Here is a 24,798-nt window from a genome sequence, read left to right as displayed (position 1 = left end):
AGCCGGGGATTTTTATGTGTTACTAATTTAATAAATCAAATTAGAACTTGTAAGTTACGTTACCGTAAATTTGGCGACCAACTACGTCGTAAACTTCTGGAGAAGTACCGCCGTCGCTACCGTTAGATACCCATGATGGCTTCTCGTCGGTGAAGTTTTTAACACCGGCAGACAGGCTCAGGTTATCAGTGAAGTGGTAAGTACCCACGATGTTGTGATAGAACACGCTATCTGCAGTATCTACGTAATCAACACCGTCTTCGTTATATTCGTCGTCCATAGAGTCGATATAACGGTTGTAGTACATAACGCTCCAGTCATCTTGTGAAACAGTGATGCTTAGGTTGTTACGCCATTTAGCATAACCACCAAAGTTACCGTCCACAGTACCTTCGTAGTCAACACCGTCTTGCTCATAACCGATCAGGTAAGTTGCATCGTTGTTGATGGCCCAATCCAGACCCAAGGCTTCAAACTTGTAGTTAACGTTGATGTCAACACCACTAGTTTTCACAGTACCAACGTTGGTCAGTGCTGCAGTCAGGTTAGTCAAATCACCGTCAGCAGTAACGTTGATCACTGAACAAGCTGCTGAATCACCGCCGAAACATGCGTTCAGGTTATCTTGAACATCAACGCGCGTGATCGCGTCAGTGATGTTGAATTTCCAGTAATCGACAGTTGCTGAGAAACCATCCAAGAAGCTTGGAGAGTAAACCAAACCAGCCGTGAATGATTCTGACTCTTCTGGTTTCAAATCTGGATCTGAAGAGTAGTTAGTCAGGATCTGTGCGTCTTGCTCGTTACCCCATGGATCTGTCAGGTAATCGTAAGAACCTGAGTTACCACCAAACAGTTCGCTTACGTTAGGTGCACGGAAACCAGTTGCAGTCACACCACGCAACATCAGGTCATCAGTTACACGGTAAGTCAGACCCACTTTCCAAGTAGTTGCTTTACCGAATGTATCGTATTCGTCGTAACGGAAGGCGAAATCACCAGTCAGCTTTTCAGTGAACGGTACGCTAACTTCTTGGTAGAAAGACAGTACGTCGTAGTGACCTTTAGTTGGGTCTTGTTGCGCTGCAGTACTTTCACCAGCCACGATGATTGGATCTGGGTTGAAGTAACCTTCTTCGTAACGGTACTCAGCACCGATTGCGAAGCTTACTGCGCCACCGCTAACTTGGAACAAATCGCCACTCAGGTTAGCTTGAACGTCGTGTTGTTCGTTGCCACCTTTGTTGGTTTCCATGTAGCTGATAGCATCAACGTCTTCAGCAGGGATTGCACCGCCGTAGAACCATGCATCTTGGTTTGCGTAGATAGCGTTCGCCATCCAAGTTGCATTGATAGAGTTCGCAGTACCGCTGGTTGCTTCGTTCTTACCATAGGTGTAAGACACGTCCCAGTTCATACCGTTACCAACGTTTGCATAACCTTGCAGGTCAACAGAAGCGCGGTAGGTATCAGTATCTTGAGAATAGATACGTGGACCAACTTCGTTAGTACGACGACGATAGTTCACAACACCATCATCAGCTGTGATACCAGCGGCAGTCATTGCTGAATCAAGTGTGATGCAGTTGCTGGTCAGGGTGTCAGTACAAACAGCCAAATCGATGTTAGCCGGTTGAGCTGCCATCTGTTGGTTTGATTTACGCTTGGTGTACAGCAGTTCACCAGACAACACCATGTCATTACCCAGTTCTTGGGTCATGTTAGCAAACAAGCTATAACGCTTAGATGGTGTTTGGAAGTAGCTGTCTTGGGTATAGTCATAACCGTAGTCACGATCATACCAAGTACCATCAGCAGCGGCACGCATGCCACCCAAAGTACCTTCAGGGATGAATGAACTTGCGCCTGGAGTCACCCAGTTACGATCGCCTTGGATTACGCCGTTACGCTTAGAGAATGCAGCACCGATGGTGTAGTTGCCACCGTTATCAGTGTTGAAACCGTACAGGCCGCTCAGCTCATAAGTCTGGCCGTCGCCTTTGTCGGTAGTAGAAGACTTAGCATCCAGTTGGAAGCCTTCAAAGTCTTTCTTGGTGATGATGTTCACAACACCAGCAATCGCGTCAGAACCGTAAACAGCTGAAGCGCCGTCTTTCAGGATTTCAACACGTTGGATCATAGCAACAGGGATAGTGGTCAAATCCACTGCGCTGTCAGCACCAGTACCTGAACTCACCATACGGCGACCATTCAACAGTACTAGCGTACGCTGAGCGCCCATACCACGCAGGTCAACCTGTGCAGTACCGCCTGAACCATTGTTAGAAGTAGCGCCCAGAGCCGCACCAGCCATTGAGGTTTGGTCTTGCAGCAGTTGGTCTACAGAGGTGTAACCTTGCGCAGTAATTGCTTCAGCGCTGATAGAGGTTACTGGAGAAGCAGTTTCCATATCCTGACGTTGAATACGGCTACCGGTAACTTCGATACGTTCAACTTTATCGCCATCTGCAGCGTATGCAGACATTGTAGATACACTGCCAGTAGCAACAGCGGCAAACAATGACCACTTAACTGCTGACGACAGCTTATTTACTTTAAGCATCCAAAACTCCCAACTTCATTTGTAGTTTTCACGCTTGAGCGCATGAAATTCTAATATTTATTCAAAACCAAAAATCGGTTCGGGAAAGATACTGTCGTTACTCTTAGCCTGCGTCAATTAGCCACAATTGTTTACATTAACCCAATGGCGTTTACCTATTGTTGAGCAAATGTTTTATATTGGTTTAACAAAGGAAACAAATGGATTATTAATTTATCTTTTAGTTTAATTTATCCGCCTTTGTTACAAGGAAAGTTCATAAATTAAGCGTTAAGCTTTGTTGCGTATTTAACCTTTACATAGCAAAACTTCAATTGTAAAAATATGTAAATTAATCTAAAGTTTTCTATCCCTGCTGAATAATGCAGCGTCTCACCCACAAGAGGCAAACAAATAAGACACTGAAATATAGTGATATTTATATTTCTGCTTGGGAAAAACACTCAAGAACCAACCTTTTTAGCGCAATTCCATTACATTTTTTTCATTTTGCATACTTTCTCGACAGTATCTATTCCCGAACTTTTGTTATCGAAAGATGTCGCCACTACAATAAAAGAACACATATAAAAAAAGAGCCTCTATCGGCTCTTTTTTATCCACATAACAAAAAGTTATTCAGCGTCTTTCTTATATTTAGCGGCAGTTTCTTTGATTAATGGTTGTAACTCACCTTTCTGATACATTTCAGTGATAATGTCACAACCGCCAATCAGTTCACCTTCTACCCACAATTGCGGGAATGTCGGCCAATTTGCATATTTAGGCAGTTCAGCACGAATATCCGGATGCTGCAAAATATCAACAAAGGCAAATTGCTCACCCATGTTGATCATAATCTGCGCAACCTGTGAAGAGAAACCACAGCTTGGTAACTTTGGAGAACCCTTCATGTATACGATGATTGGGTTTTCAGCGATCTGCTGTTTAATTTTGTCTACAGTTTCCATTTGATTTCCTGAATTATCATAGTCGACATCATGACTTGACTATATTGTACGTCAGTCACACTCACAACAAAAACACACCTTTTGTAAGGGTTTTAATCGACTTCACTAATCGGATTAATCGATATTTTTACTTAAACACAACAATAATTTATATACAAACAATGATGCACATCACAAATTTTATCAGTACAATAGTTGGCAGTGAGCAACATCAAGCATGATTAACCAAGTCAATGGAGAGATTACAATGGCTTTCGAATTACCCGCATTACCCTATGCACAAGACGCTCTGGAACCACACATTTCTAAAGAAACCATCGAGTACCACTACGGTAAGCACCACAACACTTATGTGGTAAACCTGAACAAGCTGGTTGAAGGTACAGAGTTCGCAGGTAAATCTCTGGAAGAGATCATCAAAGCTTCATCTGGTGGCGTATTCAACAATGCAGCTCAAGTTTGGAACCACACTTTCTACTGGAACTGCCTGAGCCCTAACGGCGGCGCAGCAGCAACTGGCGCGATTGCAGACGCAATCAATGCAGCGTTTGGTTCATTTGAAGCGTTTAAAGAAGAATTCACTAAGAGCGCAATCGGTAACTTCGGTTCTGGTTGGACCTGGTTGGTAAAAAAGGCTGATGGCACTGTCGCTATCCACAACACCTCTAACGCAGGTTGCCCGTTAACTGACGACGTAACGCCGCTGCTGACTGTTGACGTATGGGAACACGCCTACTACATCGACTACCGTAACGCTCGTCCTAACTACCTGAGCCATTTCTGGGAACTGGTAAACTGGGACTTCGTGAACCAAAATTTCGCATAAGCTAATATGTGAAGAAAAAGGAGCCACTTAGGCTCCTTTTTTATTGCCCTTAATAACCTTATTTCCCATCAAACAATTGCAACTCTCTCAAATGCAACAGTTGCCTTTGCAACGGTTTCTTATTGTTTTTCCTACATTTTTTTGACAAAGACCACAAAATAGTGTCTAAGATTAAGTGTAGGTCACTACAAAAATGAGTTTCCTTCCAAAGATAAGCTAGGCGTTTTAGGGGGTTTAAGATGGGTATATTTGAGCATTACCAGCAACGCTATGAAAAGAAACTTGAAGAGCAATATTCACTTCAAGAGTTTCTCGACATATGCAAAAAAGACCGAACCGCTTACGCATCCGCAGCAGAAAGACTGCTTATCGCAATTGGAGAGCCAGAAATCATTGACACCTCCAAGAGCCCGGTGCTGAGCCGTATTTTTTCAAACCGGATGATTGCACGTTATCCCGCCTTTAAAGATTTCTATGGTATGGAAGAAGCCATAGAGCAAATCGTGTCTTACTTGAAGCATTCTGCGCAGGGATTGGAAGAATCGAAGCAGATTCTGTACCTGTTGGGGCCAGTGGGTGGCGGTAAATCTTCTCTGGCCGAGAAACTCAAAGCATTGATGCAGCACGTACCCATTTATGTGCTAAGCGCGAATGGTGAACGTAGTCCAGTGAATGACCATCCTTTTTGCCTGTTTGATCCTGAGGAAGACGGCAAACTGCTGCAGCAAGAGTATCAAATTCCACTGCGTTATTTGAAAACCATCATGTCTCCATGGGCAATTAAACGCTTACATGAGTTTGGTGGCGATATTTCCAAATTCAAAGTTGTCAAAATCTATCCTTCAGTGCTCGATCAGGTCGCCGTTGCGAAAACAGAGCCAGGAGATGAAAACAATCAGGATATTTCCTCTTTGGTAGGTAAAGTCGACATTCGCAAACTTGAGCACTTTGCCCAGAACGATGCCGATGCGTATTCCTATTCCGGTGCATTATGTTTGGCCAACCAAGGCTTGATGGAATTTGTGGAAATGTTTAAGGCACCTATCAAAGTGCTACATCCACTGCTCACTGCTACCCAAGAAGGAAATTATAACGGTACTGAAGGTCTGTCAGCACTGCCCTACTCTGGCATCATTTTGGCCCACTCCAACGAGTCAGAATGGAGTACCTTCCGCAATAACAAAAATAACGAGGCGTTTCTTGACCGGGTTTACATCGTTAAAGTGCCTTATTGTTTACGTGTTTCCGAAGAGGTGAAGATTTATGAAAAGCTCATCACCCATTCTGAACTGGCAGAAGCACCTTGTGCCCCCGGCACCATCGAAACTCTGGCACAGTTTAGTGTGCTGTCTCGCATCAAAAATCCTGACAATTCGTCTATCTACTCCAAAATGCGGGTATATGACGGCGAAAGCCTGAAAGATACCGACCCGAAAGCTAAGTCTTTCCAAGAATACAAAGACTATGCCGGCGTTGATGAAGGGATGCAGGGGCTGTCAACGCGGTTTGCATTTAAAATCCTGTCACGAGTATTTAACTTTGACCGGACGGAAATTGCGGCCAACCCAGTGCATCTGTTCTACGTGCTCGAAAAACAGATTGAACAAGAGCAGTTCCCAACCGATATTGCCGATCGCTATCTCGAACATCTGAAAGGTTATCTGATCCCTAAATATATCGAGTTTATCGGTAAGGAAATTCAGACCGCCTATCTCGAAAGTTACTCAGAATACGGGCAAAACATCTTTGACCGTTATGTCACCTATGCCGATTTCTGGATCCAAGATCAGGAGTACCGAGATCCAGAAACGGGGCAACTGTTTGACCGTGCGGCGCTAAATGCCGAACTGGAAAAAATTGAAAAGCCCGCCGGCATTAGTAATCCAAAGGATTTCCGCAACGAAATCGTGAACTTTGTTTTGCGGGCACGAGCCAACAATGACGGCAATAATCCGACTTGGACCAGTTACGAGAAACTACGCACAGTGATTGAGAAAAAAATGTTCTCCAACACTGAAGATCTGCTACCAGTGATTTCGTTTAACACCAAGACGTCCACGGAGGATCAACGTAAACACGATGACTTCGTCAATCGGATGATGGAAAAAGGCTACACCAAGAAACAGGTCCGCCTACTTTCTGAATGGTATCTGCGAGTCAGGAAATCCTCGTAGTCCGCTAAGGGTTCGGCTACCGCCGAACCCGCTGTTTGCTTTGGGAGGTGCGTATGGCGAACTTTATCGACAGACGGTTGAATGCCAAAGGAAAGAGTACGGTCAACCGCCAGCGGTTTATCAACCGTTATAAACAACAAATCAAAAAGGCCGTGAGTGATGCGGTCACCCGTCGTAGCGTCACCGATATCGACAAGGGTGAAAAAATCAGCATTCCGACTCGCGATATCAGCGAACCTGTATTTCATCAGGGGCAAGGTGGTATCCGTGAGCGCGTTCATCCTGGGAATGACCAATTTACTCGTGGCGATCAAATAGAGAGACCACCAGCAGGTGGCTCTGGTGGCAGTGGTCAGGGAGACGCCTCAAACAGTGGTGAAGGACAAGATGATTTTGTTTTTCAAATATCTAAGGATGAATATTTAGAGCTGCTGTTTGAGGATTTAGAACTGCCGAACCTGCAGCGCAACCGACTCAATAAATTGGTCGAGTACGAAACTTATCGCGCTGGATTCACCAATGATGGCGTCCCCGCCAACATCAATATCGTGCGTTCATTGCGCTCTTCGCTCGCGCGCAGGACTGCAATGACGGCGGATAAGAAACGCCAGTTGCGAGAATTGGAACAGGAGTTAGCTGAGCTGCAGAACACCGCAGGTGCAAGTGCTGATCGTATCATCGCTCTGCAAGAGGAAATTGACGTCCTTAAACAAAGAATCGCTAAAGTGCCCTTTATCGATACTTTCGACTTACGTTTTAACAACTTTGCCAAACGAGAAATCCCCACCAGCCAAGCGGTCATGTTTTGCTTAATGGATGTCTCAGGTTCCATGGATCAGGCAACAAAAGACATGGCAAAACGTTTTTATATTTTGCTGTACCTGTTTCTGACCCGAACCTACAAAAACCTAGAAGTGGTTTATATTCGTCACCATACACAAGCAAAAGAAGTCGATGAACATGAGTTTTTCTACTCTCAGGAAACTGGCGGCACCATAGTTTCCAGTGCTCTGAAACTTATGCATGAAGTTCAGCAAGCACGCTATCCTGCTGATGAATGGAATATTTATGCCGCGCAAGCATCTGACGGCGACAACTGGGCTGATGACTCACCGTTATGTCATCAGATCCTTGAAAAACAAATTCTGCCAACAGTACGCTACTACTCATATATCGAGATCACCAACCGACCTCATCAGACCTTGTGGCGTGAATATGAGCAGTTAACTGAAAAGTTCGACAACATGGCGGTTCGCAATATTCGTCAGGTTGAAGATATCTATCCGGTTTTCCGCGAACTTTTCAAAAAGCAGGCCGTTTAAGGGGAAGTACTATGGCGAAATCCAAAAAGCGTCAGCCGTTAAGTGACGGACCAGAATGGACCTTCGAGTTACTTGAGGAGTACGAAAAAGAGATCGAGCGCGTCGCTGATCACTATCGGCTTGATTATTACCCGAACCAAATTGAAATTATTACTGCCGAGCAGATGATGGATGCCTATGCCAGTGTGGGAATGCCGATTGGATACACGCACTGGTCTTTCGGTAAGCGCTTTATTGAAACCGAACAGGGCTATAAGCGCGGCCAAATGGGGTTAGCGTACGAGATTGTGATTAACTCAGATCCCTGCATCGCGTATTTAATGGAAGAAAATACCATTACTATGCAAGCCTTGGTAATGGCGCATGCATGTTATGGCCACAATAGTTTTTTTAAGAGTAACTATCTGTTTAAAACCTGGACAGATGCCAGCTCGATTATCGACTATCTAGTGTTCGCCAAAAACTACATTAGCCAATGTGAACAGAAATATGGCACCAATGAAGTTGAAGCAATACTCGACTCTTGTCACGCCTTGATGAATTACGGCGTCGACCGTTATAAACGCCCAACTGAAATTTCCTTCAAAGAAGAACAGATTCGACAAAAGGAACGCGAGGCGTATTTGCAGTCGCAAGTTAATGATTTATGGCGCACTATTCCGAGTAAACCCACTCCTGAAGCGGAAAAGCAACGTAAGCGTTTTCCATCAGAGCCTCAGGAGAATATTCTTTATTTCATCGAAAAGAACGCACCATTATTGGAGCCTTGGCAACGAGAAGTGGTCAGGATCGTGCGTAAACTTGGCCAGTATTTCTATCCGCAACGACAAACACAGGTAATGAACGAAGGCTGGGCGACCTTCTGGCACTATACCATTCTTAATCACCTGTATGACGAGGGCTTGTTAACCGACCGCTTTATGATGGAGTTTTTGCAAAGTCATACCAATGTGGTGATGCAGCCAGCATACAATAGCCCCTATTACAGTGGCATTAATCCGTATGCACTTGGGTTTAATATGTTTTGTGATATTCGCAGGATCTGCGAAGAGCCCACCGATGAAGATCGTTATTGGTTCCCGGAAATCGCCGGCAGTAATTGGTTAGATACACTACATTTTGCAATGCAAAATTTTAAGGACGAGAGTTTTATCAGCCAGTACCTATCTCCTGCGATGATTCGGAAATTTAAGTTATTTGGCGTTTTGGATGACGAAAGCAAAGAGCATCTGAGCATTTCGGCCATTCACGACGAACAAGGGTATCGTGAGATTCGGCAAATTCTCTCGTCACAATACAATCTGTCAATCAACGAACCCAATATTCAGATTTACAATGTCGACGTAAATGGTGATCGGTCTCTGACATTACGGTATGTGCCCAGCCGAGGTGTGCCGTTAGCCTCAAGTCGGAACGAAGTGATTAAACATCTCTATCGTTTATGGGGCTTTAAAGTGACGCTCGAACAACAAACCGACGATGGTACAACCAATGTGATTGCACAGTGCCCAGAACCGTCACCCACAACCTAATCTCAGCGCAAAAAAAGACCGCCGGAGCGGTCTTTTTTTATTTATGAGCTGGCGTGCAATTATTGATTATCTTGCGCCATTTCGAGCGGCATATCATCACGTAATTTCTGCCACATGATGCCACTATCTTTGCCATATGTGCGCATTAACGCAGGCACTTCACTGTAGTCGCCACGCTTAGCCAAAATCTCTAACTCACGATAAAAGCTCAACGCCAGATGACGCGCTTCTTCACTGCCAAAATAGTAGCGCCCTACTTTTGCGTACAATCCTTTAAAGCCATTGAGGATTAACACATACAAAGGATTTCCGGACGAAAATGCAAGAGTGTGGTGCAATTTATAATCAAATTCTGCAAAGGCTTCAGCATCATCTTCTAATTGATGAATTCCTGCCAATACTTCAACGGCGACTTGGGGGCTATTACGCAAAGCACCTCGAAAATAGATTGCGCTGATGTTAGTGCGTGCCGACAACAGTTGGTCCACTAACTGAGGAAAACCCTTAGGATTAAGATCCGCTATGGTTTCCAGAATATTGAGGCCTGAGGTCTCCCAGAAATTGTTTACTCGCGTAGGTTTGCCGTGCTGAATCGTCAACCAGCCATCACGCGCCAAACGCTGTAAAACCTCACGTAACGTGGTACGTGTTACACCAATAAGTTCAGACAGTTCTCGTTCGGCAGGCAAAATTGAGCCTGGTGGGAACTTATTTTCCCAAATTGAGCGAACGATATATTTTTCTGCGAAACTTGCAGGCCCTTTGGCATTAATGATCATCAGCCTGATTTTCCAACAAAGTCATTGAGTTTGGGCACTGATCATACCAGAGGAAAAAAAAATAGGAACCACTTGAAATCACGCTGTTATCGGGAGTAGAGAAAATGGCCTTACACATATTTGGAGATGATTCAATCCTGTTTATCTCATTTTTGAGTCGAGATTCCGATTTTTAATCTATTAACGTGGGTTGACGATGACAGTACGAAGTCAATTGCGCTAGACTGAGCCGATTTTAAAAAAATAAGCACTAAATACGATATAAAACAAATTTGGAGAGGAAACATGCCGATGTCACTCGGTCAGGCTTTTATCAGTAACTTTCTTGGGAACTCTCCCAAGTGGTACAAACTCGCAATTTTAAGCTTTCTGATCATTAATCCCATCGTTTTCAACATTGACCCATTTGTTGCCGGTTGGCTGCTCGTCGCTGAATTTATTTTCACGCTGGCGATGGCACTAAAATGTTATCCGCTGCAACCTGGTGGTTTGTTGGCGATTGAAGCTGTAGTGATTGGCATGACCAGTCCGTCACAGGTATTACATGAAATTGAAGCAAACTTGGAAGTATTGCTGCTGCTGATCTTTATGGTGGCAGGCATCTACTTTATGAAGCAGTTGCTGCTTTTTGTGTTTACCAAAATCATCACTAAAGTTCGCTCCAAATTAGCGGTTTCGCTGATGTTTTGTCTGGCATCTGCTTTCCTGTCAGCTTTTTTAGACGCGCTAACAGTAATTGCGGTGATTATTACCGTTGCAGTCGGTTTCTACTCGATTTATCACAAAGTTGCATCCGGCAAAGATTTCAGCGATGACCATGACCATAACGATGATGGTCACGACAGCATCAATGCCGAAGAGTTAGAAGATTTTCGTGGTTTTCTGCGTAACTTGCTAATGCATGCTGGTGTAGGTACCGCACTGGGTGGCGTATGCACCATGGTGGGCGAACCACAAAACCTTATCATTGCTGCGCAATCTAATTGGCAGTTTGCTGAATTCGCGGTGCGGATGTCTCCAGTAACGATCCCGGTATTCTTGTGCGGTATCTTAACCTGCGTATTGGTAGAAAAATTCCATATCTTTGGTTATGGCGCCAAACTACCCGATGCAGTACACAAAATTTTGGTCGATTTCGCAGACCACGAAGATGCAGCCCGGACGAATAAAGATAATATCAAGCTAATTATTCAAGCATTAGTGGGTGTCTGGTTGATTGTTGGCTTAGCATTGCACTTAGCCTCTGTCGGTTTGATTGGTCTGACGGTTATTATTCTGACCACTTCAGTTAACGGTATTACCGATGAGCATGCGCTGGGTAAAGCATTCCAAGAGGCGTTACCATTCACCGCGTTGTTAGCAGTCTTCTTCTCTGTTGTAGCGGTTATTATTGATCAACACCTGTTCGCCCCTGTCATTCATTGGGCATTGGCGCACGAAGGTAACACTCAGTTAGTGATTTTCTATATCGCCAATGGTCTGTTGTCTATGGTGAGCGATAACGTGTTTGTCGGTACCGTTTACATTAACGAAGTGAAAGCGGCGCTGATTGATGGTCAAATTACCCGCGACCAATTTGACCTGTTGGCTGTGGCGATTAACACAGGTACTAACCTGCCTTCAGTGGCGACACCAAACGGTCAGGCAGCATTCTTGTTCTTGTTGACTTCCGCGCTGGCTCCGCTTATTCGTTTGTCATACGGCCGCATGGTGATCATGGCATTACCATATACCATCGTGCTGACCATTGTTGGGATTTTGTGTATTCAGTCTGGCTTGCTGGAATCTGCTACGCAGTATTTCTATGATAGTCATGTGATTTTGCATCACTCAGCTAAAGAAGCCTTGAATGCAGCTGGTGGTGTTATCCATTAATCGCTATGTGCTGAACTAACCGTATAAGCAACGGTCAAATCGAAAGCGCCCACGGAATCAGGGCGCTTTTTTATGGAGATAATATTGATGTTTTCTGCATTTGTGCGCTCCCGTACTAGCTGGGGAATCTTATTGCTAAGCGGCGTAGCTCTCGAATTAGCCGCCCTTTTCTTCCAATACGTCATGAAGTTAGATCCATGTGTGATGTGTGTGTACCAACGCGTTGCAGTATTGGGCATTGCGGCAGCTGGCATTATTGGACTCATTGCGCCAGCACTGATGTTGATAAGAGTCATTGCCGCCACGATTTGGGGGATCAGTGCTGTTTGGGGTGTTAAGCTTGCTTACGAACTCTATAAAATCCAGTCCGATCCAAATCCATTCGCCACCTGTTCGTTCTTGCCTGACTTTCCTAAATGGATGCCATTGCATGATTGGTTACCATCAGTGTTTATGCCAACGGGTATGTGTACCGATATTCCATGGACATTCTTAAATGTCACCATGGCTCAGTGGATGATTGTGATTTTCGTTGCCTACGTGATCGTGCTGCTGCTATTTTTGTCATCGATTTTTTCACGTCGCTAATGACAACAACTTAAACGATCACCTCCGCGATAGGAGAGGATTTAAGGTGAATAACAAAAAGCCTGAGTCAAACTCAGGCTTTTTGTTATCGCTCGCGCTATTCGACGTCTAGCATCGGCCAGAGCACTATATGATCTTCGACATCGCGAACTTTGATTTCGCTGACAATTTTTCCTTTTACCGAAATTCCTTTACGGTGCATCAATTTTTTATCACCGCTGATGAGCGGGTGCCATTGCGCTAATCCGCGTCCTGCATGAATACGGCGATAAGCACAGCTGTCAGGCAACCACGTCAGCTCCGCAATATTATCTTTAGTGATCGCGGTGCATTGTGGTACGAATTGAAAACGATTCTGATAGTGCATGCAGCCACAATCTTTTGCTGATAATAGTTTGCATGCAACATTGGTGTAATACAGCTCCTCAGTGTCATCATCGATAAGCTTATTCAGGCAGCACTTGCCGCAGCCATCGCATAATAACTCCCACTCTTCAGTGGTCATTTCTGCGAGAGATTTGGTTTCCCAAAAAGGTTTCATTGATCTTCTAACTTCTAACTAAATAACTAATCAACACCGAGTTTTTTTATGCGCTCAGACAGATGCGCTATCGCCAATACCAGATAATCATCCGGATGTTGTTGATATAAAATTCGGTAGTTTTTGTACACTATGTACTGTCGTCCTTTTACGCCGTCCGGCATAATTAACGACGCTGTCATATCGCGGCGATTTGGCAAATCTCGTCCATCGTAACGCCGTACCCCAGCCGCTTGCCAATCCACAAAACTTGCCTGATGAGTCATTCCCGTACGCGTTGGATAAAGCGCTTTAGGGGCACGAACTTGACGTCCCCACGTTTGGGATTCATCCCAGCCATTTTGTTGCCAACAACTAGCGGTGGACGCATAGATATCCAACGGATTGTGCCAAACATCAATTTTGCCATCACCGTCACCATCCACAGCGCAATGCAATAACATGGTTGCGGTGAACCTCATCGGTCCCATCGTCCCATCGGTATTGGACACCAAGTCATCAAAGGGATAGCCGCCATTGGCTATCAACCTGAGTGCCGCAATAAACTGGGCAGTAAACTGGTTCTCACCTTGATAAGCGTAAGACGCTGTCACCGATGCCAGCGGGTATGTCGCTAAATCATCACCGGTGAACGAGCCAAGCATAGCCCACTGCGCCAAGATAAACCGTGGCTGCACCCCATATTGCTGCGATAATTTATTAAACGGTGCCCGATATTGCTGATAAAACTGTTCTGCGGCGGATGCTTTCTGTTCAGTAACTTGTGAAGGGATATAAATCTCTAACGAATTTGCGCGAGGCGTTGATGCTGTAGAGGCTTTACGAAACAACTTAACCTGCGCCGCAATCGCATCGACATCATTGGCATTAACTCCTTGCGCCTTTGCTTGGTTGGCTAATGAGGCCACAAACTCATCAAAGCCCTGCGCCACGGCAATAACAGAATATGGAAACGCGCATAAACATAAGCTGTTCAATATCCATTGCCGAGGCTGTGTTAGCATGCGATGTCCTATAACCGAGCGCTTAGGCTGATTTGTTGGATGGCTGAGATTGCAGATGCTCTTTGAGTAAGTTTACTTGAGGTGGCGGTAATTGCAGATAAAATCCCTGCTCATTTAATGCAGCTTTCACCTTATTAATATCTGCGATTCCCAACTGCTGCCTTTTTTCAATTGGCAACAACATGACTAATTCTGGCTGGCCAAATACCTGCATTAACTCTGCTGGTACATCGTCAAAATTACCTTTTTGCTTAATGAACAGGTATGTTTCGGCTTTGCGTCGACTTTTATACACTGCACAGATCATAACTACACCAATTCCCAAGGTTTAAACTTGCTACTGAAATGCCTGCATTATAACATGTTTGGCCTATGTAAAAGTATGCTAATGAGTACACAACTCAATTATCGGAGCACTTCGCCAGGATGCACAAAGCCGTGTTGGAGCTGAAAGGTTCATCTTTCACACTATCCGTACTTCACCTCAATGCAGACAATATCGATGTCCTATTACAGGAATTAGATAAAAAACTTGCTCAGGCACCACAGTTTTTTCAAAATGCGCCATTGGTGCTAAATCTCGCCGCAGTTAACGAAAAAACGTTAGATCTTGCCCAATTAAAGCAAGCCTTAATTGCACGAAAATTATTTGTGGTTGGGGTGACAGGCGTGCAAGGCATCCTAGCAGCTACCGCACAAGAACTGGGATTACCGGTAATCAAATCGGGTAAAGAACAGTTCAGTAAGCCAGCAGCAAAAGCGCCGACACGCACCACTAAAATCGTCAAGCAAACCGTGCGTTCTGGGCAGCAAGTGTATGCAAAGGACGCTGATTTAGTGGTATTTGGTGCCGTAAGTAATGGGGCGGAAGTTATTGCGGACGGCAGTATTCATATTCACGGCACATTGCGCGGTAAAGCCATGGCGGGGGCTCAAGGCGATAATAATGCCATTATCATCGCCAATACCCTGTCTGCAGAATTGGTATCTATTGCTGGCAATTACTGGTTATCAGATAGTATTCAAGCTCACTCTAACGGTTCAGGCGCGTGCGTTCGTCTGGATGGTGAATCATTAATAATCGAATCGCTGCCAACATAAGGCAGAGAGGAAGGATAGAGATTTATGGCGCAAATTATTGTGGTCACTTCAGGTAAAGGCGGCGTTGGTAAAACGACTTCCAGTGCAGCCATTGCTACTGGTCTCGCACTCAAGGGACATAAAACGGTTGTTATCGATTTTGATATCGGATTACGTAATCTAGATCTGATCATGGGCTGTGAACGCCGCGTTGTATATGACTTTGTTAACGTCATCAATGGTGAAGCTAATCTGAACCAAGCTTTGATTAAAGACAAACGCTGCGACAAGCTCTTTGTATTGCCAGCTTCACAAACGCGCGATAAAGATGCGTTAACCAAAGAAGGTGTTGGCAAGGTACTCGAAGATCTCAGTAAAGACTTCGACTATATTTTGTGTGATTCGCCAGCGGGTATTGAAACCGGTGCGATGATGGCGCTGTATTTTGCTGACACAGCAATCGTGACCACTAACCCTGAAGTGAGCTCTGTACGTGATTCAGACCGTATATTGGGAATGTTGCAAAGTCGCAGCCGCCGCGCTGAACAAAGCTTAGAGCCGGTGAAGGAGTTTTTGCTTCTTACACGTTATGCACCTAATCGTGTTAAAACTGGCGAAATGCTGAGCGTTGAAGACGTGAAGGAAATTCTTGCGATTCCATTGCTTGGGGTCATTCCTGAATCACAGTCTGTTCTTAAGGCGTCTAACTCTGGCGTGCCCGTGATTGTTGATCAACAAAGTGATGCCGGTCAGGCCTATTCTGATGCGGTTGCACGCTTGCTCGGCGACGAAGTGCCCTTGCGCTTCGTTAATGAAGAGAAAAAAGGTATTCTGAAACGTATATTTGGTAGCTAAATTATGTCCTTACTCGACTATTTTAAAAGTTCGAAGAAAAGCAACACAGCTGCAACTGCCAAAGAGCGCTTGCAGATTATTGTTGCTCATCAACGCTCACAACGCGGCGATCCTGATTATTTGCCAATGATGAAGCAGGAAATCATTGAAGTAATCCGTAAATATGTCCATGTAGAAGAAGAGCAAGTCTCTGTTGCCATGGATCAAAATGATGACAATCTGTCGGTGTTGGAACTGAACATTACGTTGCCAGATCGATAATTCAATTTGGCAAAAAGACAAAAATAAGGCACCTAGCGAGGGTGCCTTATTTCTATGTGATCTATTAAGAAAATCAAACCATTATCACTATGCGTCAAAGCGCACCAATTGAAATTCTGCTATGTCACGTAATCTAATGAAGGTTAATCCATCAATTTTAGCGGTTGGGATCTTACTACGAGGATCAGCCTTATTTACTGATGGATAAAAAAAGCCACTTTCATCAACATATCCTTCAGCGCGACTGCTACTTTTGGCCTGGTCATAGAAAAAACCATTAAAAAAGAACCCTAATGGGTGCTGTTGCCCTTTGGCGATGAGACCGTAACGAATATTTTTTTCCAATTTAACCTCCATTTAAATCGGCACAACGACTGCCTATTCACTTCATGCTCCCACCAACATCAAGTGTAGTAGCCAGTATCAACATTCACTATTGTTGTCTAATTTTATGTAGAATCTGTGACAAAGGACAAATATTCACCCCTCTACTATAAAACGTATCTAACTTATCGCGGATTTTCAAATGATCATAGGAAACCCAGCAGCGAAGCGCTGCGTGTATCTGCCGCACAGTCCAAATATCCCCGATGGCTGGCAATACAAGCAGCAAAATGCAATGGAGCATTTACTTGAGGTAAACTCCAACCATTGGCGTAAAATTTTTGTCATTAGCGCTAAAATATTTTGTGATGACGCGGATGAATGGCGTAGTTACCTACGGCAAAATCTCCTGCACTCGGTGTGCTTTTATACTGATGAGCAACAGCTTAATACAACTGCCGACGTCATATTGCTCAGTGGTAAAGAGATAGCACAGAGATTGTTGCCAGACACAAATCCATCGGTGTTGAACGACAAAATTTTGCGTTTAGGCGAACACTGCTGGCAACTCCCCTACTTCGACTATCGACAGTTTCCTAATCAGCTAATTGCTGACTTCCGTCAATGCCTGATTTAGCAAAAAGCCGCTCGTAACGAGCGGCTTCGGTTATATCAAGCGACATATTAATCGTAAATTGTCGGGATAGGTTCGCGTTTGTGTTGAGTCGCTTTATAGATGGCGATAATGCGCTCCTCGACTTCCGCCGGGACTGCTTTACCTTCTAAAAAGTCATCAATCTGGTCATAGGTCAACCCCAGAGCAACTTCATCTTCAAGGCCTGGACGATTTGACTCCAAATCTGCTGTTGGGGTCTTGTTGACCAGAACGTCCGGCGCGCCAAGATAAGCTGCAAGCTGACGCACTTGACGTTTATTCAACCCAAATAATGGGGTCAAATCACACGCACCGTCGCCCCATTTGGTATAAAAACCTGTCACGTTTTCGGCACTATGATCAGTTCCGACAACTAAACCGCCGACGATTGCGCCAACTTCATACTGCGCAATCATCCGCATTCTTGCTTTAACGTTACCTTTTACAAAATCAACTTTTGCATCATCCGGCTCAAGAATATCAGCCGTTTCTAATCCAGAAAGTACCTGATGATGCACACCTTCAACACCGTCATGCACATTCACAGTCACCAATCGAGACGGTTTAATAAACGCTAATGACAACTGCGCTTCATCTTCATCGCGTTGCTCAAGGTATGGCAATCGCATGGCAACGAATGTGTAGTTATCAGAGCCCGTTTCCTCATTCAATGAATCAACTGCCAACTGACACAAACGACCAGCAAGCGCAGAATCGATGCCTCCACTAATGCCCAACACAAACGCTCGTCCTTTAGCTTCCTGCAACTTTGCCTTTAAAAATGCAACACGGCGTTGTACTTCAAACTCAGGCTCAATGGCCTGCAACACTTTCATTTGCTCTAAAATTTGTCCTTTCACGGCGGGCTCCATCTAAACTTCTTTGATTAGCGGGCTGGTAGCAATCATGCTCACCACCCTGAATACCTTCGACGCATTTACGCTAGAATCAATGCTATTGCGTAAACGATACCAACAAAACGGCATGCTGAACAGTCGCCGGTATTGCTCTGTTTAGAAATAGTCCTTTCGTTAAACTTCTGTGTAAAACGTCAGCACCAGTTAAGTTAATAGGCTTTAAACTTTGACCATTGGCATCTTGCTGATTTCACAATACACTGATGCCGCAGCAATAAAGGACTTAAATATTATGAGAATACTGGTTGTTGAGGACGATCCCCTTTTATCGCACCACCTGAAAGTTCAGTTGAGTGAACTAGGTAATCAAGTTCAGGTTGCCGCAACTGCCAAAGAGGGATTTTATCAAGCTACCGACTACCCTATCGATATTGCCATTATCGATTTAGGCTTGCCGGATCAAGATGGTATTTCATTGATTAAGCAGTTGCGAGAGGCAGACTTAAAAGCGCCTGTGCTTATTCTTACCGCTCGGGTTAACTGGCAAGATAAAGTAGAAGGCTTGAATGCAGGTGCCGACGATTACCTCGTGAAGCCGTTCCAGAAAGAGGAACTGGTTGCGAGATTGGATGCGTTAGTCCGCCGCAGTGCTGGCTTTGTAAAACCGGTCATCAACAGTGGTGAGCTCTCATTAGATCTTGCAGCCAAACAAGTAACCATGAGTGGCGAATTGATGGATATCACCGCCTTTGAATATCAAATCCTCGAATACTTGATGCGTCATAATCATGAAGTGGTTGCCAAGCAGCGCTTACTTGATGTGATTTATGGTGATAAAGAAGGCGATCCCAATACCATCGAAGTAATGGTGAGTCGCCTGCGTAAAAAACTAACGCGCGATGGTATTGAGAATCCCATTATTACCATCCGTGGTCAGGGCTATAAATTTAATCTTCCATGCAACTAAACCTAAAACCGAAAAAGCGCCTGTTAACGCGCATGTTTTTGACATCATTGTCGATCATCGCGTTAGTAGGCTTTGGCTTAGCGTGGATGGTGAATATTCTGCACGCCCAAAACAGTTATAACGAAGAAACCGCCAAACTTATTGCTGAAATTCCTCAAGTAGCCGCTGAGCTGCGTGAACACGACCTTATCCCCGATACCAGCGCCTGGCTGGAGGAAAACAGCACCAAACAGCCTTACGTCATGGCGTCGTGTGATGACACATTTAAACAGATCTGGACCTCTGCATTGGCGGTAGACCGCGGCTTATTTGATATCTGTGAACGCTTTAATCAGATCCGCGATGAAGTTCCCCCCTACTATCTCAACATGAATGACAATCGCGGCTACTTTGCCTATCTGTTGTCAGTGGATATCGCCACCATCCACTACAATCTGTTGGTGCTCAAAGACGCAGAAAAAATCGAGCAAGAATCGACTAAGTTCGCCAAAAGAACCTATTTACGCTTAGCCCTAGTATTGGCGCTAGCACTATTGCTGTTAGTCAGTGCGGCGTATTGGGGAATGCAACCGTTAGCAAGAATGCGTAACGAATTGAAAGCCATTATCCAGGGCAAAAGTCGTTCGCTTTCTAAAGGTTACCCAGTAGAGCTGGAAGGTATCACCCAAGCACTAAACGAATTGATGCGCCAATCGAGAGAGCAGCAACAGCGATATCAAAATGCCATGAACGACCTAGCACACAGTCTGAAAACCCGGTTAGCCGCGGTACATGCAATTACCGACGATGAACAACTTGATCGTAAAGAGTTATGTGAAAAAGTGATGGAGCAAGTGAGCCAGATGGATCATTTGGTCAAGTATCAGTTAAAACGCGCCATGCTTGGTCGTAAGGGACTTAAAAAGGAGATGACGTACATCGCTCCGTTAGTTGATCAGTTAGCGCAAATGCTATTTAAAGTATATCGCGATAAGAACGTCCACTTTACTGCCGCCATTAACGAAAACCTAACGTTCCCCGGTGAGCAAGGTGACTTAATGGAATTAGTCGGCAATCTAATGGAAAACGCCTTCAGGTTGTGCATTTCTACTGTGAAAGTAAGCGCTAGCGCTAACAAATACCAACTAGAAATCTTGGTGGAAGATGATGGTTTAGGCGTCGAAGATGCGCTAAAGCAAAAGATTATTCAACGTGGTGTACGTGCTGATACCCAATCTTCTGGTCAAGGGATAGGCTTGGCCGTTTGTAATGAAATCGTCGACAGCTATGGTGGCACCCTTTCTATCGAGACGTCAGCGCTCGAAGGTGCCAGCTTTCGAATCACGATCCCCTTGGCTTAACGGCGATACAGCTGTTCCGCTCTATTGAACATGATCCACGACGTGGCAATGTACTTATCATCACTAATAGGTGTATTGCCACGATGGCTGTGAGTAAAACCAGCGGGAGCAATTACCAATGAACCTTTGCGAGGTTGTAGCTTTCTTTGTTGATAATAAAACTCTGTTTCGCCCCCCTCTGCAACATCATTGAGATACACCATAAATAATGCTACCCGATGCAACGCTTCATATTGGCCTAGTTGCGGATACTGTTCAGAGTGCCAATGCGGATAGCCTCCCTGCTGTTTAGGGTATTTCTGTATATTGATCTGACCACTTCGATAAAGATACTTGACCAATCCCTCAACCCGACTCCGCCCTAATGTGTCATAATTTTCAGGAGATAAGGTGACAACTTGATTCTCAACGTTAGCTACTTGCATCGATACAGCCCCCATCAAGGCCAAAGCGTATTTATCAAAGTAGCGGCATACGTATGGGAAGATATTAGTTAACAACTCATCACGTAGCGGAGTCAGTTCTCTATACTGATCGATCGTAATATCAAAACTTAATTTTTTACTTTTATCGACGCCGTGACCGGTTTTCCCGACATCCACTGCAGGATGTGTGTTAAACGTGGCGATAATTCGTTCACATAGTTCGTCGGAGATTGCGTTGGGAAAAACTTCTATAAAATCCATGTTGCTTAGTTGTTATTCCATCGTCACTATATGCTGGCATCTGTATCAGCGTACTGTAAAGTAGCAGATTGCAACTAAACATTTATACAACAAACAAAAATAGTGTCCTATGGGTAAAAGTCGTTTCGTTTCCATACAACAGTTGCAAGTTGGCAACTATGTCAGGTTACCTTTGTCCTGGAAAGATCACCCGTTTCTTTTCAGTAGCTTCCGTATTAAACAACAAGCACAAATTGAATTAATTAAAAAACTGGGCATTGATTCTGTTTATGTCGACGTCGCCAAGAGTGATACGCCTCCGTTAGAGCAGGAGCAGATAACAGACAATAATGCGGTCGAATTCTCGGAAGACGTCGACGAATTGCATCAAAAGATGGAACGCTATAAGGCAGAACGCATTGAAATTCTCAAGAAAATGCGTCGAGACCTTAGTAAAACAGAAGAAAACTTTGACCGTTCATTAGCGAGAATGCGTAATTTGATTAATAAATTGCGTTCTCGTCCGTTGAATGCCATTGGAGAAGCCAAAGAGCTGATCGCCGATATTGCCGAAGAATTGCTGTCGTCAGACAACTTGGTGCTGCATTTAATGGCGGATCAAAAACAAGATGACGGTATCTATTACCACTCACTCAACGTTGCTGTTCTGTCGATGCTGATCGCCAAAGAACTGCAATGGCCCCGCAGTGATATCGAATCATTAGGACTTGGTGCACTCTTCCATGACGTAGGTAAGTTAAAGCTCCCGAGCCAAGTGTTACGTAAACAAACCGCCTTAACTGGACCGGAGCAAAACCTTTTTAATCAACATCCGTTACTCGGCAACGAGCTCATTAAACTGGTGGACGACTTTCCTTCGGCGGCAACAGATGTAATCCTAAATCACCACGAATATCTTGACGGCAGCGGCAGTCCTAGAAGCTTAAAAGCTGATGCTATCTCATTACCGGCACAGCTTGCTGCGGTGGTAAACAAATACGACATGCTTTGCCACCCAGCAAATGGACAACAGGCCAAAACGCCGTATGCAGCCTTAGGCTATCTATATAAGTATTCTAAAGGAAAACTCAATCAAGAATTTATTGGCAAGATGATCAAGATGCTCGGCATCTATCCTCCTGGCTCTGTAGTGGAACTCACGTCAGGTCAATTTGGACTGGTAATGTCGGTCAACTTGGCCAAACTGCTATTGCCACGGATTTTGGTTTACGATCCAATGGTACCTAAAGACCAAGCCCCTATTATTGACTTGGAATCTGAAGGACTACAGATAGCCCGCTGCATTGCGGCAACGGCTTTACCAGAGAATATCTATAAATATTTAAATCCTAGAGAAAGAATCAGTTACTATTTCGGAAATGATAGCAAAAGCTAATTTATAAGCTTTTAGGAAAATTTACGCTACGCTTAATCTAAGCGGGGCAAATCCAGCTCCACTGTCAGCTAAGACTGCCAAGGATGGTGAGGAGCGAAAATATGACTGATTTACCTGATTTCGATACGCTGATGTGGATGGCCAAACATCAACCCGATGCGTTAAATCAACTGCAATCCTCAATGTCGGAAGAGTTGATTAACAGCGCAAGTGGAAATCAACGTCAACTGCGGGCGGTAAATGAACACCTTATTCGCCGTCTTGCGCTGTGCACAAACCCCTACCAACGCTGTCTTACAACTGTTTGCATGATGCGTGCTAAATTTGGCTCGCTAGCTCATGTGCTCAGAGATCCGGAGCACTTTCGCAGTCATCGAGCTGAAGTGATTCCTCTACAACGCAAAACAGGTTGACTGATTACAGCCAACCTTTACGTCTAAAGAACAGATAAGTGCCGGCAGCGCTGGCTAACATCAGCACAATAGCTAACGGATAGCCAACAAACCAATCCAGCTCAGGCATATGTTTGAAGTTCATACCATAGCTGCTGGCAATCAAGGTCGGTGGCAGGAAAACCACTGCCGCAACCGAAAATATCTTGATAATCTTATTCTGTTGTAGACCACTGAAGCCCATTGCTGCGTCTAGTAAGAAATTTAACTTATCGAAGATAAACTGACTGTGAGGCATCAAAGATTCAATGTCTGATAGCATCTCACGCATATCTTTCATCTCTTCTTCAAGCAACTCACGGCGATAATACTTTTGCATGTAACGCAGAGAACGCTGTGTATCCAGCAAACTTAAACGAATTTTTCCGTTCGAGTCTTCTTGCAGCGTGATCATACGAAAAATATCATCCAGCTCATCACTCTCGAACACTTGTTGGCTGACGTTTTCCAGCACGGTATAGACGTCTTCGATTAAGTCTGAAAGATACTCAACTTTGAGATTAAATAACTCGAGAAAAAGCCCTTGTGGTGTTTTGACGTCGATACGTCCTAGCCGCAGGTAGTTTCGCAACAAACGAATCAAGCCAACGTCTTCTTCTCTGATTGTCAGTAAGAAGTTAGTCCGCAAGTTAAAAGAAACGTTAACACCACGAACATCTTGCCCTACGCGTTGCGGAAATAACGAATTGATGTGTAATCCGTCGCTGTTCTGGTAAAAACGCGCAGATGCCTCAATTTCGTTAATGTCTTCTTCATCGGGGACTTCTTCTACAGAATACTTGGCGAGCCAGTCACGCTCCTGATCATCAGGACGATATAAATCAAGCCATAGTGTTTCTTCAGGAATAGCATCTTCAGGCGAAAGTTCTATGATTTTTAGCTGCTGATGTTGATAAATATAAGCGGTAATCATTAGACCTCCTCAGGCAGCTAATACGGGCAGGAAGGAAAAGTGGTGTTAGTTTAACTGATTAATTCGGAAAGAAAAGTTAATCTATCAATAAACAAAACTACGGAGCAATTTCTATTCGTTCATCCTTGGACAAACGAATTTTCAAACCCTCTACGGTGACAATTGTGTTTTCACCAATATCGCGCTTACGCACCGAATACGTTTCCACATTACCATTTTGAGGTGACACAATCGTGACTTGCACTTGTTGAAAACCATCCCACCATTGCCAGCCAATAACCGCAACGGCCACTAATAACAATATAGCCGCAGCAACGGTTGTTTTGCGCCCAATCGTAGGTAATGCATTAACTGACTCTACTCTTGATGTTGCTTGACGTTTACTTATAACTTTCCATCCAATAACTGCCACTAAAATAGTGACTAACAATTTGGTCAGCACAATACATCGCCTTAACAGTAAACGAATAACTAGCCGTCATAATAACACATTGAAACTCTGCATTATTTGATAAAGATTGTTTATCTGAATACAGAATTCCCTGGATATAAAAGCAAAAAGGCCACCCGCTTGGGTGGCCTTCTCTAATTGGGCGTCTGGCGATGACCTACTCTCACATGGGGAAACCCCACACTACCATCGGCGCGATTGTGTTTCACTTCTGAGTTCGGGATGGGATCAGGTGGGACCACAATGCTATTGTCACCAGACAAATTCTTTGTTGTTCTCGCAATTTGCTTTGCAAAAACAGTAATTCGGAAAGCTGTTTCTTTGTAGTTAGTTTGAAATGGTGGTCGCTACTGGGTTCGAACCAGTGACCCCCTCCTTGTAAGGGAGGTGCTCTCCCAGCTGAGCTAAGCGACCCCTTTTCAAATTCT

General features: G+C 44.5%; 25 protein-coding genes, 1 tRNA gene and 1 rRNA gene. 14 read left to right on the top strand and 13 right to left on the bottom strand.

The annotated features are described in order from the left end of the window. Positions 1-40 precede the first annotated feature (40 nt). The gene (locus HR45_RS15585; RefSeq protein ID WP_037444791.1) at positions 41-2,563 is read right to left on the bottom strand and encodes a TonB-dependent receptor plug domain-containing protein; all 2,523 of its coding nucleotides are present in this window, start codon (positions 2,561-2,563) and stop codon (positions 41-43) included. 614 nt (positions 2,564-3,177) lie between these two features. Then, a complete protein-coding gene (locus tag HR45_RS15580; RefSeq protein ID WP_037444789.1) occupies positions 3,178-3,513 on the bottom strand; it encodes a Grx4 family monothiol glutaredoxin in 336 nt (111 codons plus the stop codon). 247 nt (positions 3,514-3,760) lie between these two features. Here HR45_RS15580 and sodB point away from each other — a divergent pair, with 247 nt between their 5' ends. From sodB to HR45_RS15560, 4 genes are all read left to right on the top strand, one after another. Then, a complete protein-coding gene (gene sodB / locus HR45_RS15575) occupies positions 3,761-4,339 on the top strand; it encodes a superoxide dismutase [Fe] (RefSeq protein WP_037444787.1) in 579 nt (192 codons plus the stop codon). A 239-nt stretch (positions 4,340-4,578) separates the two neighbouring features. Further along, the gene (locus tag HR45_RS15570; protein WP_037444786.1) at positions 4,579-6,513 is read left to right on the top strand and encodes a PrkA family serine protein kinase; all 1,935 of its coding nucleotides are present in this window, start codon (positions 4,579-4,581) and stop codon (positions 6,511-6,513) included. A gap of 53 nt (positions 6,514-6,566) precedes the next feature. Then, positions 6,567-7,835, top strand: a complete 1,269-nt coding sequence (locus HR45_RS15565; RefSeq protein ID WP_037444784.1) for a YeaH/YhbH family protein — start codon at positions 6,567-6,569, stop codon at positions 7,833-7,835. Positions 7,836-7,846: 11 nt separating this feature from the next. Then, positions 7,847-9,367, top strand: coding sequence for a SpoVR family protein (locus HR45_RS15560; protein WP_037444781.1), 1,521 nt, complete (start codon positions 7,847-7,849; stop codon positions 9,365-9,367). A gap of 59 nt (positions 9,368-9,426) precedes the next feature. Here the strand turns inward: HR45_RS15560 and fadR are convergent, their stop codons facing one another. Continuing rightward, the gene (fadR, locus tag HR45_RS15555; RefSeq protein ID WP_037444779.1) at positions 9,427-10,146 is read right to left on the bottom strand and encodes a fatty acid metabolism transcriptional regulator FadR; all 720 of its coding nucleotides are present in this window, start codon (positions 10,144-10,146) and stop codon (positions 9,427-9,429) included. Positions 10,147-10,431: 285 nt separating this feature from the next. Between fadR and nhaB the strand changes: the two genes are divergently transcribed. Together nhaB and dsbB are read left to right on the top strand one after the other, a co-directional pair. Beyond that, positions 10,432-12,021 (top strand): sodium/proton antiporter NhaB, encoded by a 1,590-nt coding sequence (nhaB, locus tag HR45_RS15550; RefSeq protein ID WP_037444777.1) that lies wholly within the window; start codon positions 10,432-10,434, stop codon positions 12,019-12,021. Positions 12,022-12,102: 81 nt separating this feature from the next. Next, positions 12,103-12,609 carry a disulfide bond formation protein DsbB gene (gene dsbB, locus HR45_RS15545; protein ID WP_187327387.1) on the top strand — a complete coding sequence of 169 codons (507 nt, stop codon included), beginning with the start codon at positions 12,103-12,105 and terminating at the stop codon, positions 12,607-12,609. A 97-nt stretch (positions 12,610-12,706) separates the two neighbouring features. Here dsbB and HR45_RS15540 read toward each other — a convergent pair whose 3' ends face one another. The 3 genes from HR45_RS15540 to HR45_RS15530 are packed head-to-tail and all read right to left on the bottom strand — an operon-like array spanning position 12,707 to position 14,461. Then, positions 12,707-13,150 carry a YcgN family cysteine cluster protein gene (locus HR45_RS15540; protein WP_037444775.1) on the bottom strand — a complete coding sequence of 148 codons (444 nt, stop codon included), beginning with the start codon at positions 13,148-13,150 and terminating at the stop codon, positions 12,707-12,709. 26 nt (positions 13,151-13,176) lie between these two features. Continuing rightward, positions 13,177-14,154 carry a lytic murein transglycosylase gene (locus HR45_RS15535; protein WP_052074792.1) on the bottom strand — a complete coding sequence of 326 codons (978 nt, stop codon included), beginning with the start codon at positions 14,152-14,154 and terminating at the stop codon, positions 13,177-13,179. 22 nt (positions 14,155-14,176) lie between these two features. Beyond that, positions 14,177-14,461 carry a YcgL domain-containing protein gene (locus HR45_RS15530; protein ID WP_037444773.1) on the bottom strand — a complete coding sequence of 95 codons (285 nt, stop codon included), beginning with the start codon at positions 14,459-14,461 and terminating at the stop codon, positions 14,177-14,179. 119 nt (positions 14,462-14,580) lie between these two features. On the opposite strand from HR45_RS15530, the gene minC reads away from it, so the two are divergent. The 3 genes from minC to minE are packed head-to-tail and all read left to right on the top strand — an operon-like array spanning position 14,581 to position 16,350. Then, positions 14,581-15,255: a septum site-determining protein MinC gene (minC, locus tag HR45_RS15525; RefSeq protein ID WP_037444766.1), complete on the top strand. Its 675-nt coding sequence runs from the start codon at positions 14,581-14,583 to the stop codon at positions 15,253-15,255. Positions 15,256-15,279: 24 nt separating this feature from the next. Next, on the top strand, positions 15,280-16,089 hold the full coding sequence (gene minD / locus HR45_RS15520; RefSeq protein WP_037444763.1) for a septum site-determining protein MinD: 810 nt from the start codon (positions 15,280-15,282) through the stop codon (positions 16,087-16,089). Between the two features lie 3 nt (positions 16,090-16,092). Further along, positions 16,093-16,350, top strand: a complete 258-nt coding sequence (gene minE / locus HR45_RS15515) for a cell division topological specificity factor MinE (protein ID WP_037444760.1) — start codon at positions 16,093-16,095, stop codon at positions 16,348-16,350. 87 nt (positions 16,351-16,437) lie between these two features. Here the strand turns inward: minE and HR45_RS15510 are convergent, their stop codons facing one another. After that, on the bottom strand, positions 16,438-16,695 hold the full coding sequence (locus HR45_RS15510; protein ID WP_037444758.1) for a hypothetical protein: 258 nt from the start codon (positions 16,693-16,695) through the stop codon (positions 16,438-16,440). 181 nt (positions 16,696-16,876) lie between these two features. Here HR45_RS15510 and HR45_RS15505 point away from each other — a divergent pair, with 181 nt between their 5' ends. Next, positions 16,877-17,311 carry a DUF6942 family protein gene (locus HR45_RS15505; protein WP_037444756.1) on the top strand — a complete coding sequence of 145 codons (435 nt, stop codon included), beginning with the start codon at positions 16,877-16,879 and terminating at the stop codon, positions 17,309-17,311. 47 nt (positions 17,312-17,358) lie between these two features. On the opposite strand, the gene nadE is transcribed toward HR45_RS15505, so the two are convergent. Next, entirely contained in the window at positions 17,359-18,189 is an 831-nt protein-coding gene (nadE, locus tag HR45_RS15500; protein ID WP_037444906.1) for an NAD(+) synthase, read from the bottom strand. Between the two features lie 289 nt (positions 18,190-18,478). On the opposite strand from nadE, the gene HR45_RS15495 reads away from it, so the two are divergent. Both HR45_RS15495 and HR45_RS15490 read left to right on the top strand, forming a co-directional pair. Continuing rightward, positions 18,479-19,153: a response regulator gene (locus HR45_RS15495; RefSeq protein WP_037444904.1), complete on the top strand. Its 675-nt coding sequence runs from the start codon at positions 18,479-18,481 to the stop codon at positions 19,151-19,153. Continuing rightward, positions 19,144-20,493 carry an ATP-binding protein gene (locus HR45_RS15490; RefSeq protein WP_037444754.1) on the top strand — a complete coding sequence of 450 codons (1,350 nt, stop codon included), beginning with the start codon at positions 19,144-19,146 and terminating at the stop codon, positions 20,491-20,493. The genes HR45_RS15495 and HR45_RS15490 overlap by 10 nt, the downstream gene beginning before the upstream one ends. Here HR45_RS15490 and HR45_RS15485 read toward each other — a convergent pair. Next, a complete protein-coding gene (locus HR45_RS15485) occupies positions 20,490-21,179 on the bottom strand; it encodes a 2OG-Fe(II) oxygenase (protein WP_037444752.1) in 690 nt (229 codons plus the stop codon). The genes HR45_RS15490 and HR45_RS15485 overlap by 4 nt on opposite strands. Positions 21,180-21,288: 109 nt before the next feature. On the opposite strand from HR45_RS15485, the gene HR45_RS15480 reads away from it, so the two are divergent. Continuing rightward, complete coding sequence (locus tag HR45_RS15480; RefSeq protein WP_037444750.1) at positions 21,289-22,554, top strand: cyclic di-GMP phosphodiesterase; 1,266 nt, start codon at positions 21,289-21,291, stop codon at positions 22,552-22,554. 101 nt (positions 22,555-22,655) lie between these two features. Beyond that, a complete protein-coding gene (locus tag HR45_RS15475; protein WP_037444747.1) occupies positions 22,656-22,967 on the top strand; it encodes a DUF3135 domain-containing protein in 312 nt (103 codons plus the stop codon). 4 nt (positions 22,968-22,971) lie between these two features. Here the strand turns inward: HR45_RS15475 and corA are convergent, their stop codons facing one another. The 4 genes from corA to HR45_RS15455 all read right to left on the bottom strand — a co-directional run bounded on the left by corA (position 22,972) and on the right by HR45_RS15455 (position 24,784). Beyond that, positions 22,972-23,919: a magnesium/cobalt transporter CorA gene (corA, locus tag HR45_RS15470; RefSeq protein WP_037444745.1), complete on the bottom strand. Its 948-nt coding sequence runs from the start codon at positions 23,917-23,919 to the stop codon at positions 22,972-22,974. 97 nt (positions 23,920-24,016) lie between these two features. Next, positions 24,017-24,361 (bottom strand): hypothetical protein, encoded by a 345-nt coding sequence (locus HR45_RS19120; RefSeq protein WP_052074791.1) that lies wholly within the window; start codon positions 24,359-24,361, stop codon positions 24,017-24,019. Between the two features lie 153 nt (positions 24,362-24,514). Further along, positions 24,515-24,630 (bottom strand): 5S ribosomal RNA (rrf, locus tag HR45_RS15460). A gap of 78 nt (positions 24,631-24,708) precedes the next feature. After that, positions 24,709-24,784, bottom strand: a tRNA-Val gene (locus HR45_RS15455). Positions 24,785-24,798 lie beyond the last annotated feature (14 nt).

Origin of the sequence: Shewanella mangrovi, assembly GCF_000753795.1 — a bacterium.
Lineage (GTDB): Bacteria > Pseudomonadota > Gammaproteobacteria > Enterobacterales > Shewanellaceae > Shewanella > Shewanella mangrovi.
This window is presented reverse-complemented; position numbering and strand designations above follow the sequence as displayed.

Bases quoted from the DNA above. Each gene is read 5' to 3' on its own strand.
- nhaB (WP_037444777.1), top strand. From the start codon at position 10,432: ATGCCGATGTCACTCGGTCAGGCTTTTATCAGTAACTTTCTTGGGAAC.
- HR45_RS15490 (WP_037444754.1), top strand. From the start codon at position 19,144: ATGCAACTAAACCTAAAACCGAAAAAGCGCCTGTTAACGCGCATGTTT.
- HR45_RS15475 (WP_037444747.1), top strand. From the start codon at position 22,656: ATGACTGATTTACCTGATTTCGATACGCTGATGTGGATGGCCAAACAT.
- minC (WP_037444766.1), top strand. From the start codon at position 14,581: ATGCACAAAGCCGTGTTGGAGCTGAAAGGTTCATCTTTCACACTATCC.
- sodB (WP_037444787.1), top strand. From the start codon at position 3,761: ATGGCTTTCGAATTACCCGCATTACCCTATGCACAAGACGCTCTGGAA.
- HR45_RS15530 (WP_037444773.1), bottom strand. From the start codon at position 14,461: ATGATCTGTGCAGTGTATAAAAGTCGACGCAAAGCCGAAACATACCTG.
- minD (WP_037444763.1), top strand. From the start codon at position 15,280: ATGGCGCAAATTATTGTGGTCACTTCAGGTAAAGGCGGCGTTGGTAAA.
- HR45_RS15485 (WP_037444752.1), bottom strand. From the start codon at position 21,179: ATGGATTTTATAGAAGTTTTTCCCAACGCAATCTCCGACGAACTATGT.
- HR45_RS15560 (WP_037444781.1), top strand. From the start codon at position 7,847: ATGGCGAAATCCAAAAAGCGTCAGCCGTTAAGTGACGGACCAGAATGG.
- HR45_RS15480 (WP_037444750.1), top strand. From the start codon at position 21,289: ATGGGTAAAAGTCGTTTCGTTTCCATACAACAGTTGCAAGTTGGCAAC.
- HR45_RS15495 (WP_037444904.1), top strand. From the start codon at position 18,479: ATGAGAATACTGGTTGTTGAGGACGATCCCCTTTTATCGCACCACCTG.
- HR45_RS15580 (WP_037444789.1), bottom strand. From the start codon at position 3,513: ATGGAAACTGTAGACAAAATTAAACAGCAGATCGCTGAAAACCCAATC.
- corA (WP_037444745.1), bottom strand. From the start codon at position 23,919: ATGATTACCGCTTATATTTATCAACATCAGCAGCTAAAAATCATAGAA.
- fadR (WP_037444779.1), bottom strand. From the start codon at position 10,146: ATGATCATTAATGCCAAAGGGCCTGCAAGTTTCGCAGAAAAATATATC.
- HR45_RS15570 (WP_037444786.1), top strand. From the start codon at position 4,579: ATGGGTATATTTGAGCATTACCAGCAACGCTATGAAAAGAAACTTGAA.
- HR45_RS15505 (WP_037444756.1), top strand. From the start codon at position 16,877: ATGATCATAGGAAACCCAGCAGCGAAGCGCTGCGTGTATCTGCCGCAC.
- HR45_RS15585 (WP_037444791.1), bottom strand. From the start codon at position 2,563: ATGCTTAAAGTAAATAAGCTGTCGTCAGCAGTTAAGTGGTCATTGTTT.
- HR45_RS15535 (WP_052074792.1), bottom strand. From the start codon at position 14,154: ATGCTAACACAGCCTCGGCAATGGATATTGAACAGCTTATGTTTATGC.
- HR45_RS15540 (WP_037444775.1), bottom strand. From the start codon at position 13,150: ATGAAACCTTTTTGGGAAACCAAATCTCTCGCAGAAATGACCACTGAA.
- HR45_RS15565 (WP_037444784.1), top strand. From the start codon at position 6,567: ATGGCGAACTTTATCGACAGACGGTTGAATGCCAAAGGAAAGAGTACG.
- minE (WP_037444760.1), top strand. From the start codon at position 16,093: ATGTCCTTACTCGACTATTTTAAAAGTTCGAAGAAAAGCAACACAGCT.